Below are 13,688 nucleotides of genomic sequence, written 5' to 3'. Positions count from 1 at the left end.
AGTATTGATCCGGATTCGTAGGGTTCGCGGCGGCTTGGTGCCGTCGGCTGTCTGCCGCAGGCGGGAGATCACCGACACACTGGTGGACCTGCTGATCTCGACGGTGCACCGGATCAACGCCCGCGCCGAGACCAAGGTCATCGGTGATTTCGTGGCGGAGCTGAAGCGGGTGTCGGGCAAGGAGAACATCCTGTTCAAGATGACCGAGGCCGCGCTGGAGGCACCGCAGGAGACGGTCGAGGACGTCATCTACCCGGCGGTGCCGGGCGGTTACAAGACACTGGTGCAACTGCTGCACGAGTACCGCGCCAAGGGGTCGTCCTACAGGCAGCACAAGCAGCGGGTGTTCAAGGCCTCCTACACCAGCCACTACCGAACCGGTCTGATCCAGATCATCGAGGCGCTGGAGTTCGGGTCGGCTAACACGATGCACGCGCCGATGATGGACGCGCTGGCGCTGATCAAGCGGTACAAGGCCGGGGCGTCCAACCGCACCAAGTGCTACGCGCTCGGCGAGACGGTGCCGGTGGAGGGGATCATCCCGGCCGAGCTGGTGGACCTGCTGTACCGGGCCGACAGCAAACGGCGCCAGCGGATCTTGCGGCCAGGTAGGCGAAGGCCCACGTCATCAGTCCTGAGCTGTAGAAGATCACCGCGTACTCGTTCTCGGCCTGGGCATCGGCGATGAGGGGCCATCTCCGACGAGGGTCATGAACGCCCCGACGCCGACACTGGCCACAAAGATCACGGCGACGCCGATCAGGTTGCTTGGCAGGGCGCGCATCTTGCGCCATTCGCCGGCCAAGGCGTGGGCGGGACCCGGGACCGTGCTCGCCTGCTCGGTCATGGCGGTGCTCACCGCTGGTCGCCTTCCGCTGCGCCGGCGCGGTACCGGACTACGCCGGCGGTGAGCCTGACGTAGGCGTCTTCGAGGGTGGCGCCCTCGGCCAGGTCACCGATGTCGAACCGACTCAAGAGCCTTCCTGCGCCGATGACGGCGATGCGGTCGGCGGTCTGCTGCATCTCGGCCATGAGGTGGCTGGAGACCAGCACGCAGCGGCCTTCTGCGGCGAGTCTTCGCATCAGGTGGCGCACCCAGCGCACGCCGTCGGGGTCGAGCCCGTTGACCGGCTCGTCGAGAATCAGCGTTCCGGGATCGCCCAGCAGCGCGGCGGCGATCCCCAGGCGCTGGCGCATCCCGAGCGAGAGAGCTCCGATGCGCCGCGTGGCCACCGTGGCGAGGCCGACCTGCTCGAGCAGGTCATCGGCGCGCGTGTCAGGGATGCGGCCTGCGGCGGCGAGCCACCGCAGGTGTGCTCGGGCGGTCATGCCCGCCGGCGCGCCGCGCGCGTCGAGCACGGCCCCGACGACACGTTGCGGAGCGGCGTGCTCGCGCAGCGGGCGACCATCGATCGTGGCGCTGCCGCAAGTGGCCCGCTCCAAGCCCAGCATGATCCGCATGGTCGTGGTCTTGCCTGCCCCGTTAGGTCGGAGGAAGCCCGTCACCTGCCCGTCCGGTGCGGTGAACGACAGGTCATCGACTGCGAGTATCCCGCGGTACCGCTTCTGTAGCCCTCTTGTCTCGATCACGCCGTCAAGCAAAGCCTGACCAGGGGCTTCACCGCCATCCGTCGTTCGTCGGCCATCGGTTCACGAAAGTCGATCGAGCGGGTTCCGCGGGGTGGCGGCCCGCGGAGAGCTCCAGGCGCGTGGCGGTGTCGGTCTGCCGGTACGACAAGATCGCTATGCGATGGTCTGGCGACGTCCGTGCCGAACTCGGTGATGCGGTCGATTTCGTGCTGGACGGCGGCCCCTGCCAGATCGGCGTCGAGTCGACCATCGTCGACGTCACGGGCGAGATCCCGACCGGGCTGCGGCCGGGCGGGGTGACGCGCGAGGACCTGCAAGCGGCGCTGGGGCGCCCGATCGCGGTCCACTCCACCAGCCGCGTACGGGTGCCGGGCCTGGCGTAGGAGGGACTGGGGTGGGCGATCGCCAACCGGCTCCGCCGCGCCGCAGGCCCCCGGCCCTGATAGGTGACCGACGCCGGCGCCGGCGGATGTTCGGGCCGCAGCGCCTACCGGGACGCACCCTCGGCCCCAGTCGCACCCCCACCCGGGCAGAAACCGGGGGCCTGTAGGAGATCGGGCATCAGTCGTGATCCCTTTTTGGGTGGCTGGTGGCCGAGGAGGTGCAGGTGGGGTCGTAGTGTGCCGGCATGACTGATCCTCAGACTGTGCGTGATGCCTTTGACCTGCTGTTGGCGGGTAATCGGCGGTTCGTGGCCGGGGTGCCTGAGCATCCCAATCAGGACGCGGCCCGCCGCAGCGAAGTGGCGCCGGGGCAAAACCCGTTCGCGGTGGTGTTCGGGTGTTCCGACTCTCGGCTGGCAGCTGAGGTCATCTTCGACCGCGGGCTGGGCGACCTGTTCGTGGTGCGCACGGCGGGTCATGTGATGGGGCCGGAGGTGCTGGGGAGCGTCGAGTACGGGGTGGACGTTCTGGGCTGCCCGCTGGTGGTGGTGCTGGGCCATGACTCCTGTGGTGCGGTCGCCGCCGCCCGGGCCGCGGTGACCGACGGCACGAGCGTGCGGGGGTTTGTGCGGGATGTGGTGGAGCGGGTGACGCCCAGCGTGCTGGCCGCCCAGGCCGCCGGGCGTACCCGCGATGCCGATTTCATCGCCGAGCATGTCCGGCACACCGTCGATCTGCTGCTGGAGCGCTCGGGTGTCGTCGCCGACGCGGTGGCCGCCGGCCGGGCGGCGGTGGCGGGCCTGTCCTACCGGCTGGCCGAGGGAACCGCTCATCTGGTCACCGAGCGGGGCCTGACGGCACAGGTGAGGAATAACCCCTGGGTTCCCTGAGCCCTCGCGTACGTCAGGAACCCCTGGAGCAGGGGTTAGTCCCTGGATCTATGCCGGTTCTGGTATTTGAAGAGTCTTCAGAATCCCTGAAGGTTCATCGTGGCCTGTGTTCGTCTTGCAGCTTCGGTGAAGGTGAGGGGGCTGGAGTTGGCGCTGGCGGTCGTGAAGGATTTGCGGGTCGCGAGGGCTCCGGCGGCGCCCTCGGCCCTGGAGGAGTTGGAGACCGATGTGCTGGCGCGGGCTGCGGCCGGGTTGTCGGACGGGACGATCTCCTCGGACGTGATGCATCTGGAGCAGGTGCGGGCCTGGTTCGGGCGACCGTTGTGGGAGATGGGGCCGGGCGACGCTGATGTCTACTTCGGCAAGACGCTGCGGAACACGGCCAAGGGCACGCGGTTGTCACGTGCCCAGGTGTTGAAGACGTTCTTTCTGTCCTGGAACTGCGGCACAAGGTCGAGATCCATCAGATGACCGGCCGGGCCGTTGAGTGCCCGATCGACGAGATGAACTTTTTCTGGAAATGGGCCGTCAGGAGCCAGTTCATGCCGTTGATGATGGCGACCGCGCCCAGGCCCAGGAGGCCACTGCCTCCGTCTGCCGCCTTCAACTGGGCAGTTTTGGATAAGTTTTTGCATGGCTTGTTCGTTAACGTGACGTCCATGTTCAAGATCTGGACCGGGGTCGCGGCGCTCTCGATGCAGGCCGTGAGCCGGACCTTTGGAGGCTGGCTTTCCGGCCCAGGTCGGCGTTAGGGCGCTCGATCCGTGCGAGCGACCTGGATGACCACGACGCGAAGCCCAAAGTACGTCGGGCACGAGGGGAGCGAATTTGTCAACGCGAAGAACGGTGACGAGGATCGGGGTGCCGGCCGCCTTTATGATCGGGGCGCTTGCGCCCGTGGGAGCGGTTCCGTCGGCACATGCCGAACCAGCGCCCAGGCCGTTCTCAGCCGCATCGGCCAAGGACATCCGCGACTGCCCGGACAGGCGCATTTGTGTATGGACCGGGGAGAATTTCGCGGGCATCATACAGATATACACAGAAACTGCAGCGGGTAATTGCACGATTACAGCACTCAACTATCGATCAGCCTACAACCGCACGGGCCGCAGCCAGCGACTATGGGCTTTCGGGTGCCGTGGCACTAACCGAACCATCGCCAATGGCTCCGCAATTCCAGCCGTCGGGCCCTATCGGTCGATCGGCGGGTAGCACCTCTCCACCCAGACTTGATTTAGCAGGCGCCTGTCGACGTCGAGTAGTCGTGGCGGAATGATTCAGGGCCGTCAGACCCGTTGGTCTGACGGCTCTCCTGTCGATGTTGATGACGATCCCCTCCTGATGAAGAACGGACCGTTGCCCGACTGTGCCTGGCCGCACCAAACTGGCCACCGGTGCGAAGCTGATCCGCCTGGACACCGGACTGGCCCGCCCGCTCACCGCCGCCAAGACGATCACTCTGAAGTCTCCACCCTGATGCTGGAGGAGGCGCTCGCGGCGAGGAGCACCGCCGACCGCGTCTACACCCGGAGCCGGGTGGATAGACCGCCAGACCCCGGCCACCGTCGAAGGACGCCTCACCGGTTCCAGCGAACCCAAGGGCCAGAACCATCCATAGAGCATGAAGACCCCTGGGTTCGACGTGGAGGCACGTCAGCCCGCGCGAACTCTGGGACTTCAAGGCCCTCCGCTCCCGGAACTGGCCCCAGCCCCAAAGTAGCGATGAGCTAGATCACGGTTGCGGTTCGTGGTCGTCACGAATTGCGTGTACCGGGGCGTAGGCGTCATTCCCCGTTTGATCGTGTTGCCCTGTTCTCGGGGTTCGGTCGGGCGAAGGGAGCGGCGGGGATGCGTCGGGAGTGGGAGCCGGAGGAGCTGATCGCGGCCTGGACGCTGATGGACGGCGACTGGGAGCAGATGGGGAACAAGACGGGCCTGACGCGTCTGGGCTTTGGTCTGCTGCTGAAGTTCTTCGAGCAGGAGGGCCGGTTCCCCAGGCATTGCGATGGACGGTCGGTCGGATCGCACTGCACACCGGCATCCAGCACGTCAGCGAGATCACAACTGCGCGGCCAGGGCCGCGACGTGCCGGACGAGATCCTGGCGCACATCTCCCCGGCCCACAGCGAGAACATCAACTTCTTCGGCGTCATCACCGTGGACGTGGAGGCCGAACTCGCCAAGCTGGACGGCGGAGGCTGGCGCCCGCTGCGCCCGGCCGAGTCGGGACTGCTGTGGGCGTAACGGCCCGCCGTGGACTCATCGGTACGACCATGCCTGGCCGGTGCCGCGGTACTGCTCGACGGGGATGGGCAAGATGCACCGATCCCTGCCAGTACCGGACCGTCTGTGATGCACGTCATGTCTGTGTGGTGTCACAGAAACCGAGTCGCCTGCGTCTTGTGCTGGATACGGGCACCAGAGCTCGGGTTCGGGAGGAACAACAATGACTTTGACGAAGCAGGGAATGGATTCGCTGGCAGGAAAGGTCGCGGTCGTGACCGGGGCGGGGTCTGGTATCGGCGCGGCGACCGCGGCGACGCTGGCGGCCTTGGGCGTGCGAGTGTGCTGCGCAGGGCGGAGCGTTGAGCGCGTTGAGCGGACGGCCGAGCGGATCGTGGCTGCCGGTGGCGAAGCGTTCGGGCGGCGGGTCGACGTGGCCTCGCAGGAGGACAACGATGCGATGGTCCGCGAGACGGTCGCCCGTTATGGCGCTGTGCACATTGCGCATCTCAACGCCGGAACAGGGCATTGGGCCGGCATTCTGGACTACCCGCTGGAGGAGTGGGACCGCACGATGGCGGTGAATCTGCGGGGTGTGCTGCTCGGCCTGCAGGCAGCAGGTCGAGCGATGCGCGATGTGGGCGGCGGCTCGGTTGTAGTCACCGCATCGGCGGCCGGGCTCACCGGTAATCGGGGGGCAGCGGCATACTCGGCGTCGAAGCACGGTGTGCTGGGTTTGGTCAAGTCGGCTGCCTTGGAGCTGGGGCCGGTCGGTATCAGGGTCAATGCCATCTGTCCCGGGTACATCGCCAGTAATGATCTGATGCGGAAGATCGGCGAGGAGCTCGACGTCGACAGCCGCTTTCCATTGCGCCGGCCGGGGCGTAGCGAGGATGTCGCCAACCTGGTGACGTTCCTTGCCAGTGATAGTGCATCGTTCATCACCGGCAGCGTCTACACCATCGATGGCGGCTGGTTGGCGGGCGGTATCGATCTCGTGGACGACTCTGCGGATGAAACCATCGGCGACGACCAGGTAGCCGCACTGGTCAACACGTCCTCTCCGTGAGACTCGTGCGCTGGGCGTGGGCAGACACGCGAGACAGACATCCGCAGGCAGGCGGATCGGGGCTGGCCTGAAAGGCCCTCATCGAGGGTGCCGATGCTGGTCGCTCGGCGCGGTGGCAGCAAAGGATCAACGTTCACACACGGCCGACGCCCAAGCCGAAGCCTCGGCATCGCAAGCCTGTCTGTCGAGGCCGGCCCACTGCTGGTGCAGGTGTCGGGTTCTGAGCGACCGCTACGGCCTGGACATGCTCATCAACAGCGTCGAAGAAATGTTCAGCTCGACCTCGCCGCAAGCAGTACGTGCGGTGGCGCACCTGACGCTGGCGCGGTGTCACATGCACAGGTTCGGCGGTGACTGATGCCTGACCGGTTACGGCATCGGGAAGCCCGGCGCGGATACCCGCGAACGGCATCCTTCGGCAGCCCGTCGGCAACGAACGGCGCGGCCCCGATCGCGGACGAGCCCGCGTCGCCTACACCTGAAGGAGAAGCTCATGAACCTTGCCCTCTGGATCGTTGCCGGCCTGCTTGCCGCCCTCGCCCTGTTCGGTGGTCTCACCAAAGCGTTCATGAACAAGGCCAAACTGGACGAGTTGGGCGCGAAGTCCGGTGGGGGATGGACCATGCACGCAAGCGCCGGGTTCGTCCGAACCCTCGGGGCCCTGGAGATCTCGGCCGCGGCCGGCCTGATCCTGCCGGCCGCGCTCGACATCGCACCGGTGATGGTGCCGGTGACCGCCGTCTGCTGGATCCTGCTAATGATCGGCGCCATGATCACCCACGCCCGCTACGAACAATACAGATACGTCGCGCTGAATCTCGTCTACCTCGCTATGGCCTCCTTCGTGGCCTGGGGCCGTTTCGGCCCCGACTCCTTCACCGGCTGATTAGGGCAAGTCGCCAGCGGGCCGCGCCGCGCGGTTCGGCAGTATCGACGCCCGTAACAACGGCAGCCCGACCACCAACAAGAAATACCAAGTCGTACTCCAACGCGTTGGCCACCACGCGGGCCGATTCGTCCGATGGGCCGCTCGGGAACGCCTCACCCATCTCTCCCCGGCCATCCGCTGGCAGGGGCCCCCACCACGGACAACGTCTCAAGGACCTCGGCATCCAACCCTGCCAGGCCCGCTCCACCGCGCTGTTCCAGTTCGCCACCGAACTTCCCGCCGGCCTGCTGGCCCGCATGCTCGGCGTCCACATCGACGTCGCGGTCGCCTGGCAACGCGCCTCCGCCGGAGATTGGATGATCTAAGCCGCTGACCTCAGCCACAGCCGCCGACCACACGAACAGGAAACCTCACATGAGACTCGACGACCACACTGTCGTCGTCACCGCAGCCGGACGCGACTTCGGACGAGCCCTGGCCATCAGGCTCGCTGACCTCGGCGCCCAGGTCATTCTGTCCGCACGAACGCTCAAGGCAGCCGAACGCACCCGCGACGAGATCCATGACCGAGGCAACCCACGAGTCCACGCCTTCGCCTGTGACCTGACCGATCCAGCCTCCATCACCCACTTCGTCCAGCAAGTCGCGAAGACCACCGACCACATCGACGTGCTGGTCAACAACGGCGCCCGCTGGCTCCAGGGCGAAGACCTCCTGACGGTCTCGGACGCCGACATCATCGACACCCTCGCCTCCGGCGCGACCGGCACCATCCTGGCCACCAAGAACTTCCTGCCCCTGCTCCTGCGCTCCGACAAACCCGACATCATCACCATGATCTCAACCGCCGGACTCGCAGGCCACAGCCGCTCCAACGCCCACGACGCGTTCTACAGCGCAAAGAACGCCCAGGCCGGATTCACCGAAATCCTGTCCAAACGCCTGCGGCCGCAGGGAGTACGCGTGATCTCTCTCTATCCACCCGACTTCAACAACGCAGACCCACTCGCGCCGGACTGGCACACCACACCCCGCGGACCCACAGACCCGCTCACCAGCCAGTCCCTGATCGAGTGCATCCTCTTCGCGATCGGCCAACCCCGCGACTGCTTCATCAAGTCCTTCCATTTCGAAGAACCGGTCTGACCGAAGACCAACGGCCACAGGAGGGGCGGCGGCACGCCGTCTCTGCCGGTCAGGAGCCGGACGTGCATGGTTCCGAGGTGCATCCAGGTCTGGAACGGCCTTCGCGAATTCGTTGGGCGCACGGTCATGCGGGACGGCCGATGGCTCGATAACCCAGTCGACTGAGGAGATCCCAGATTGCCCTTTCCGGCTGTCTCGACTGGGCCGACTCCGACCCCACCGACGAGACCGCTCAGACAATCCGCGACTGGGGTCGCAGACGTTTCATAGGCGAGGACCTATGAAACACCCCGCCAGCCCGAGGTCATCCAGAGCCCGATCTCGTTTCATGGGTCGTTGCATACGAAGAGACGCGTGGAACACCCACATGAAAACAATCTCGGGGTGAGCGACGACGACTTCCTTCGCGTGGAAGCAAGCGACTGCCCGATGTCCAGCTGCGCCGCGCCCGCCGGGTCACCGTGCCGCACCGGCAAGGGCAAGGTGGCCATCCAGTACCACACCGCCCGGTTCCGGCTCGTGCCCTCCCTCGCTAAAACCCTGAGCGTCCCCACACCCCCGATCCGCAAGCCCGGCACGGACTGGACCGAACTGCCCCGCCCCGCGACGGCCGGCGGCAAGGTGGCTGGGCACGTGCGGATCGGCTACGCCCGCGCCTCCACCCTCCGCCAGTTGGACACCCAGCTCGGCTCACTCAAGGCCGCGGGCGTCACCCGGACCTTCCACGAGAAGATCTCCACCCGCACCACCCGCCGCCCCGAACTCGACAAGGCCATCGACCTCGCCCGCGAGATGCGCGCCTCCGGCGTCGCGGTCACCCTTGTCGTTCACGAGCACAAGCGGCTCAGACTCGGCATCGAACTCGCGGCGCTGGCCGAGCAACTCAAGGCAGGCGACATCGGCCTGGAGTTCCTCACCGGCGAACTGCAAGGCACCCACGACCCGTCCGGAATCGTGTTCACCGTGCTGGCCGCCCTGTCCGGGATGGGACGCGAGTACATCCGTGACCGCACCCTGGAAGGCCACGAGTCCGCCCGCAGCCGCGGCAAGAACATCGGCGGCGCCACCGTCACCGACGACGCCATGCTCGCCGTCGCCCTCCACCTGCGCGAGAACAACCACAGCCTGCGCGACATCGCCTCCCGGCTCGTCATCACCACTGGCAAGAAGAAAGGCCAGCACCCCTCAGCCGCCACCGTGATGCGCATGCTCCGCGAACACGACCAGCAGACAGCGGCCACGGGCTGATTGATCCCGTCTCGCATGACCGCGTCAGCGCAGGTCAGCCAAATCCGACCAAAATTTCCCCGGGACTACTGGGACCCCGGTCCGAGCGGCTGGATACGCCCGGCCAAAAAGCCACCGGCCAGGTCCGGGCCCGAACCCGCATCCAACGGACCAATGACCAGCGGTGTTGAGCCGCGGCCCATACCGCTGGGTGACGATCAATCGTCGACGGTGAGGCTGTCGATGGCGGCCTGGCGGTCGGCGTGAGTGGGCAGGGTGTAGCGGCGGGCGGTCTCCAGGGAGTGGCCGAGCAGTTCGGCGATGGTGACGACGTCCACGCCGCGCCGGGCCAGGGTGGTGCCCAGGGTGTGGCGGAGCACGTGGGTGGTGAAGTCCTCATCGGCGCCGACCGTGAGTCCGGCCCGGTCGGCGATGCCATTGAGTACGCCGGTGGCGGCGCGTGCCGACAGTCGGCCACCGCGGGCGTTGAGGAACAACGCCGCGCTGCCGGTGCCGGCGCCTGAGCCGGGCAGCGCGGCGCGTTCGGTCAGCCAGGTCTGCAGTTCGGCGCGGAGCTTGGGATGCAAGGGGATCTCGCGGTACTTGCCGCCCTTTCCCATGCGGACGATCAAGACGCCTTTGCGGGCGGAGATGCGCAGATCATCGACATTCAAGGCGACCAGTTCATGGATGCGCGGACCGGCGTAGAAGGCGGTGTAGGCCATGGCGCGGTCACGGGCGGGGCTGCGTTCAACCTCGCGCAGGAAGCGGACCTGGGCGCGTTGGTCCAGCGCACGGGGTGCCAGGTTGGGCAGGCCCAGGCGCTTGGCGGCCGCCGGGCCCAGTCCGATGCGGCGGTTGAAGTCGTCGATGGCGGTCAGGTGCGCGTTGACGGTGGCGGGCTTGCGTTTGAGCACCGTCAGCAGGTGGGCGCGGTAGTCACGGGCAGCCCAGTCGCGCGCGGCCGGATCGGTGAGCGGGTCGCCGTCCAGCGCCGCGACCTCCAGCCAGGCCAGATACTGGCGCACGCGCGACAGATAGTTGGTGACGGTGTCGGCGTCCAGGGGGAAACTGTGCTTGGTCAGCGCGGCGCTGTAGGTGGCGAACGCCGTGGCGTAGCGCTCGGGTACGCGGGTGGCGGTGGCTCCCCGTCGGCGCCGCTTGGGTGAAGTGGCACCGCCGTCTGATGGCGGCGAAATATAGGAAGTGTTTTCGGCGCCCTGGCGTGCATCGTCGACCGGAATATAGGAAGTCACACCCAGAGCGTACTTCCTATATTCAAGTATAAGAAGCTACGCCAGGCCGGGCAGCCGAGCCGCCCTACCGAGGGCACCCCGAAGATACCCAAGCCGATGCTCAACGCCCTGACGCGTCCCACCGCAGCTGTGCTGCCACTGCCACCTCGTGACGAATCCACTGCCACCAAGTGACGAACACGCAGGTCAGAAAAGTGACGAACTGCACCGACGCCCCAACCTGACGCAGTTGGGCGGCGCGCACCGCTCCATGCGCATAAGCGCGATTATGCGCTGCCTACTTTTCGTCCTCAGGAAATCTAGGAGGCTGATTTCATTACTTGCGAGGAAAAGAAATGAGAGCATGGGGCCATGAGCAGTGATCTTGGCGGCCCCGGCTTGCCCGACGCGGAACCGGTGACACAAGCGCACGGACGGCCGGTCGACATCGAAATCCCCGCCACGCGCGGCGGGCGGCGCCCTGGGGCGGACCCGGCGGCGCCGTGGGGCCGGTGCAAGTACTGCGACACGGCACTGCCGCGACCGCCCAAGGCGCGCGGGCGCCGCCCGGAGTACTGCCCGCCACAGCTGGACGCCGACGAGAATGTGATTAAGGACTGCCAGGCCGAGGCACACGCCGCCAACCGCAGCCCAGCAGCGGCCGCCGTCGCCGAGCCGCTGGCCGCGCTGCGCACCGTCCTGACCGGGATGGCCGCCGCCGCCCGCGAACGCGCCGACCGCGAACGGGAGACCGCCGACCGGTTGCAAGAGATCGTCGACACCGTCGTGGCCCGCAACACCGCACTGGAACAGCAGGCCGCCCAGGCCGACACCCGGGCCCGCGAGGCCGAGACGGCCCGCCACAGCGCCGAGGTCGACGCCGACGCCGCGCGCCTCCAGGCCGACACCGCCGAGGCCGCCCGCGACCACGCCGAAGAACGCGCGCTGGCCGCCGAAGAGATCGCCCGCGCCGCCCGCACCGCCGCCGAGGCTGCCCGCCAGACCGCCCGCACCGAGGCCGATGCCCGCCAAGCCGCCGAGGGCGCCGCACGCACCACCCAGCAACGCCTCGACCAGACCGAGCAGCGGCTGGCCGAGGCCGAACAGGACCTGCGCCAGCTCCGCCAGTCTCTGACCCAGGCCCAGGACGCACACGCCCGCACCCGCACCGACCTGGACCAGCGCACCGGCGAGCTCGCCGCCACCCGCAGCCGGCTCGCCGACGCCACCGACCGGCTGACCGCCCAGCAGGCCGAGATCAGCGCACTCCGCCAAGCCCTGACCCGGGCCGAGCAGACCGCCCAGACCGCCACCGACCGGGCCGACGGCGCCGAACAACTAGCCCGGCAGGAACGCACCACCGCCGCCGAGGCGGTCGCCGCCGCCCACCGCGAACGCGACACCGCCCGCGAAACCCACCTCACCACCACCGCCAGGCTGACCGCCACCATCGACGCGCTCACCGCCGACCGCGACGCCGCCCGCGCCGAGGCCACCACCCACCTGCAACGCGCCCTGCACGCCGAAGCCGCCCTCACCGCCACCGCCGACGACGGTCACGATGGCGACACCTAGGCCGACCAGGGGCGCCGAGCCGGCCTCGCCAAGCATCGCGACACATCAGACGCCGACCCTCACGGCAAGTCGCGGCGGGCCACCGGTCGGCCATGGCCGCGGCGGCAACGGCCGGGCAGGCCACCAGGCCGATGAGGAAGGTCCCGGGCCGAGCCTGCACGCCAGAAATTCAAGGCACCTATTTCTTCGGGTGCCTGCCGCGCTCCGTCGTTACGCTACCCGGAGGCAGCCTCTGCGAATGAGCGGCTATTCCTTATCGATCCTAGCTCGCGAGAATATGGATCGAATGCTTTAAACTCACGACTCAATCGCCGAAAAACTGACAAACTCGGCGCGATAGCGCCCTGGCGAACTCCTGACCCGTCCAGGCGCACAAGATCACAGTCGGTCGGACAAGGGAACCCCGGTGCCATATCTTCCCAGTTCAAGCGCCCACCAGAATGAGGATGCACCGGCGTTCACTGACATATATGGTGCATCAGCGACGGCACTCGGCTCAATTACTGACATCTACTTGGCGTTCAACACCTCTGCTGCCGTGGTCATGTCGCTGCTCACCCGCGAAACCCATCCTTCTTTCGCGTAGAGGCACGCATATCAGTTATCGCGACACGCGAAACGCCTAATGAGTCGGCGCTTATCCTGGAGCTGCCAGTTGCTAAGGATCACGTGCGTGCGGTTCTGCACGCTTCTGTCCTGCGGGTTCGTCACTGGGTGTCAGTCGATTCGGCGGATCGGCGTGCGGTCGTTGGCCGATCCGCTGCCGATCAACACCCCCGACGAGGGCATGGGCCGCATCGCCTTCCTGCTGCTGGCGCTGTTCGCCGAGATGGAACGCACCTTCACCGCCGAACGCGCCGCCCACGCCCGCATCGTCGCCGAAGCGGCCGCCCGACAGATCGGCCGCCCCATCGCCCACCCCGAGGACAAGATCGAGTACGCCCGGCTGCTGAAGGCCCAGGGTGACTCGCTCGGCGCCTAGAGGTCGAAGTGGGTCGCCCCGGTGATGTCGTGCAGCTCCGCGGTGTCGCCGGCGCGCGCCACGCCGTTTTCGCTGAAGAGGCGGGTGTCGGCCTTGCTTCCGGTGATCATCGGGCGCGGCTCGAGCCGGCTGTCGTTGCGGTAGGGCTCGAGCTGGGGCGATCAGGTCGGAACGGGCCACACCCCAGCCGGGAGAACGGGGGTGTTGTCTGATCGGCGTGCGGTAGTACCCGTAGCTCTTCGGGAACATGCCTCCCGCAGGGAGGGCGTCTGCTTCGGCCTGCGTGCCGGGGGGCAGGTTGGTGGCGTCGGCGCTGCCTTCGCGGGCGTCGGAGGTCCGGAGCACCGCTGCCTGGTCGAGCAGGTGGTCGCGGACCTGGGGCTCGGCGAGGAGCTCGGTGCCGGGTTGACGGCGCTGACGGTGGCGACGGCCTGGATCCGCTGGTCGGTCTGAGCGGCGTAGGTCCGGGTGGAGCTGAC

At 67.4% G+C, this 13,688-nt stretch carries 16 protein-coding genes and 1 pseudogene; 14 read left to right on the top strand and 3 right to left on the bottom strand.

The genetic code is table 11. The features are described 5' to 3' along the window. Positions 1 to 52: 52 nt before the first annotated feature. Positions 53 to 604 (top strand): annotated as a pseudogene (locus F8566_RS09580) (Tn3 family transposase); the annotation flags it as partial. 251 nt (positions 605 to 855) lie between these two features. Here the strand turns inward: F8566_RS09580 and F8566_RS09575 are convergent. Beyond that, on the bottom strand, positions 856 to 1,590 hold the full coding sequence (locus tag F8566_RS09575) for an ABC transporter ATP-binding protein (RefSeq protein WP_151559642.1): 735 nt from the start codon (positions 1,588 to 1,590) through the stop codon (positions 856 to 858). 119 nt (positions 1,591 to 1,709) lie between these two features. Here F8566_RS09575 and F8566_RS09570 point away from each other — a divergent pair, with 119 nt between their 5' ends. From F8566_RS09570 to F8566_RS49735, 3 genes are all read left to right on the top strand, one after another. After that, on the top strand, positions 1,710 to 1,973 hold the full coding sequence (locus F8566_RS09570; protein ID WP_225993011.1) for an L-threonylcarbamoyladenylate synthase: 264 nt from the start codon (positions 1,710 to 1,712) through the stop codon (positions 1,971 to 1,973). Positions 1,974 to 2,218: 245 nt separating this feature from the next. Continuing rightward, a complete protein-coding gene (locus F8566_RS09565; RefSeq protein ID WP_151559638.1) occupies positions 2,219 to 2,863 on the top strand; it encodes a carbonic anhydrase in 645 nt (214 codons plus the stop codon). 132 nt (positions 2,864 to 2,995) lie between these two features. Further along, on the top strand, positions 2,996 to 3,334 hold the full coding sequence (locus tag F8566_RS49735) for a hypothetical protein (protein WP_225993010.1): 339 nt from the start codon (positions 2,996 to 2,998) through the stop codon (positions 3,332 to 3,334). Here F8566_RS49735 and F8566_RS49730 read toward each other — a convergent pair. Continuing rightward, positions 3,327 to 3,524, bottom strand: a complete 198-nt coding sequence (locus tag F8566_RS49730; protein ID WP_192809640.1) for a hypothetical protein — start codon at positions 3,522 to 3,524, stop codon at positions 3,327 to 3,329. The two genes, F8566_RS49735 and F8566_RS49730, sit on opposite strands and share 8 nt — an antisense overlap. Before the next feature lie 215 nt (positions 3,525 to 3,739). Between F8566_RS49730 and F8566_RS52865 the strand changes: the two genes are divergently transcribed. The 7 genes from F8566_RS52865 to F8566_RS09525 all read left to right on the top strand — a co-directional run bounded on the left by F8566_RS52865 (position 3,740) and on the right by F8566_RS09525 (position 9,438). Further along, entirely contained in the window at positions 3,740 to 4,075 is a 336-nt protein-coding gene (locus tag F8566_RS52865; protein WP_225993055.1) for a peptidase inhibitor family I36 protein, read from the top strand. Between the two features lie 636 nt (positions 4,076 to 4,711). Continuing rightward, positions 4,712 to 5,107, top strand: a complete 396-nt coding sequence (locus F8566_RS09550; protein ID WP_151559634.1) for a Tn3 family transposase — start codon at positions 4,712 to 4,714, stop codon at positions 5,105 to 5,107. A gap of 202 nt (positions 5,108 to 5,309) precedes the next feature. Then, positions 5,310 to 6,155 carry an SDR family NAD(P)-dependent oxidoreductase gene (locus F8566_RS09545; protein ID WP_151559632.1) on the top strand — a complete coding sequence of 282 codons (846 nt, stop codon included), beginning with the start codon at positions 5,310 to 5,312 and terminating at the stop codon, positions 6,153 to 6,155. A gap of 493 nt (positions 6,156 to 6,648) precedes the next feature. Continuing rightward, positions 6,649 to 7,041: a DoxX family protein gene (locus F8566_RS09540; protein WP_151559631.1), complete on the top strand. Its 393-nt coding sequence runs from the start codon at positions 6,649 to 6,651 to the stop codon at positions 7,039 to 7,041. Positions 7,042 to 7,148: 107 nt separating this feature from the next. Further along, positions 7,149 to 7,409, top strand: coding sequence for a hypothetical protein (locus F8566_RS09535; RefSeq protein WP_151559629.1), 261 nt, complete (start codon positions 7,149 to 7,151; stop codon positions 7,407 to 7,409). 49 nt (positions 7,410 to 7,458) lie between these two features. Further along, positions 7,459 to 8,190: an SDR family oxidoreductase gene (locus F8566_RS09530; RefSeq protein ID WP_151559627.1), complete on the top strand. Its 732-nt coding sequence runs from the start codon at positions 7,459 to 7,461 to the stop codon at positions 8,188 to 8,190. 384 nt (positions 8,191 to 8,574) lie between these two features. Then, positions 8,575 to 9,438, top strand: a complete 864-nt coding sequence (locus tag F8566_RS09525) for a recombinase family protein (RefSeq protein WP_225993009.1) — start codon at positions 8,575 to 8,577, stop codon at positions 9,436 to 9,438. 197 nt (positions 9,439 to 9,635) lie between these two features. On the opposite strand, the gene F8566_RS09520 is transcribed toward F8566_RS09525, so the two are convergent. Continuing rightward, positions 9,636 to 10,673, bottom strand: a complete 1,038-nt coding sequence (locus F8566_RS09520; protein ID WP_225993008.1) for a tyrosine-type recombinase/integrase — start codon at positions 10,671 to 10,673, stop codon at positions 9,636 to 9,638. Positions 10,674 to 11,024: 351 nt separating this feature from the next. On the opposite strand from F8566_RS09520, the gene F8566_RS49725 reads away from it, so the two are divergent. The 3 genes from F8566_RS49725 to F8566_RS09505 all read left to right on the top strand — a co-directional run bounded on the left by F8566_RS49725 (position 11,025) and on the right by F8566_RS09505 (position 13,662). Further along, positions 11,025 to 12,227, top strand: coding sequence for a coiled-coil domain-containing protein (locus tag F8566_RS49725; RefSeq protein WP_192809602.1), 1,203 nt, complete (start codon positions 11,025 to 11,027; stop codon positions 12,225 to 12,227). 739 nt (positions 12,228 to 12,966) lie between these two features. Further along, on the top strand, positions 12,967 to 13,209 hold the full coding sequence (locus tag F8566_RS09510) for a recombinase family protein (RefSeq protein WP_225993007.1): 243 nt from the start codon (positions 12,967 to 12,969) through the stop codon (positions 13,207 to 13,209). 204 nt (positions 13,210 to 13,413) lie between these two features. After that, a complete protein-coding gene (locus tag F8566_RS09505) occupies positions 13,414 to 13,662 on the top strand; it encodes a hypothetical protein (protein WP_151559625.1) in 249 nt (82 codons plus the stop codon). Positions 13,663 to 13,688 lie beyond the last annotated feature (26 nt).

The sequence above is a fragment of the Actinomadura rudentiformis genome, from assembly GCF_008923185.1.
Lineage (GTDB): Bacteria > Actinomycetota > Actinomycetes > Streptosporangiales > Streptosporangiaceae > Spirillospora > Spirillospora rudentiformis.
This window is presented reverse-complemented; position numbering and strand designations above follow the sequence as displayed.

What these genes read in the sequence shown, in the direction of transcription:
- F8566_RS09565 (WP_151559638.1), top strand. Translation starts at nt 2,219, where the DNA reads ATGACTGATCCTCAGACTGTGCGTGATGCCTTTGACCTGCTGTTGGCG.
- F8566_RS49730 (WP_192809640.1), bottom strand. Translation starts at nt 3,524, where the DNA reads ATGGACGTCACGTTAACGAACAAGCCATGCAAAAACTTATCCAAAACT.
- F8566_RS52865 (WP_225993055.1), top strand. Translation starts at nt 3,740, where the DNA reads ATGATCGGGGCGCTTGCGCCCGTGGGAGCGGTTCCGTCGGCACATGCC.
- F8566_RS09550 (WP_151559634.1), top strand. Translation starts at nt 4,712, where the DNA reads ATGCGTCGGGAGTGGGAGCCGGAGGAGCTGATCGCGGCCTGGACGCTG.
- F8566_RS09545 (WP_151559632.1), top strand. Translation starts at nt 5,310, where the DNA reads ATGACTTTGACGAAGCAGGGAATGGATTCGCTGGCAGGAAAGGTCGCG.
- F8566_RS09540 (WP_151559631.1), top strand. Translation starts at nt 6,649, where the DNA reads ATGAACCTTGCCCTCTGGATCGTTGCCGGCCTGCTTGCCGCCCTCGCC.
- F8566_RS09530 (WP_151559627.1), top strand. Translation starts at nt 7,459, where the DNA reads ATGAGACTCGACGACCACACTGTCGTCGTCACCGCAGCCGGACGCGAC.
- F8566_RS49725 (WP_192809602.1), top strand. Translation starts at nt 11,025, where the DNA reads ATGAGCAGTGATCTTGGCGGCCCCGGCTTGCCCGACGCGGAACCGGTG.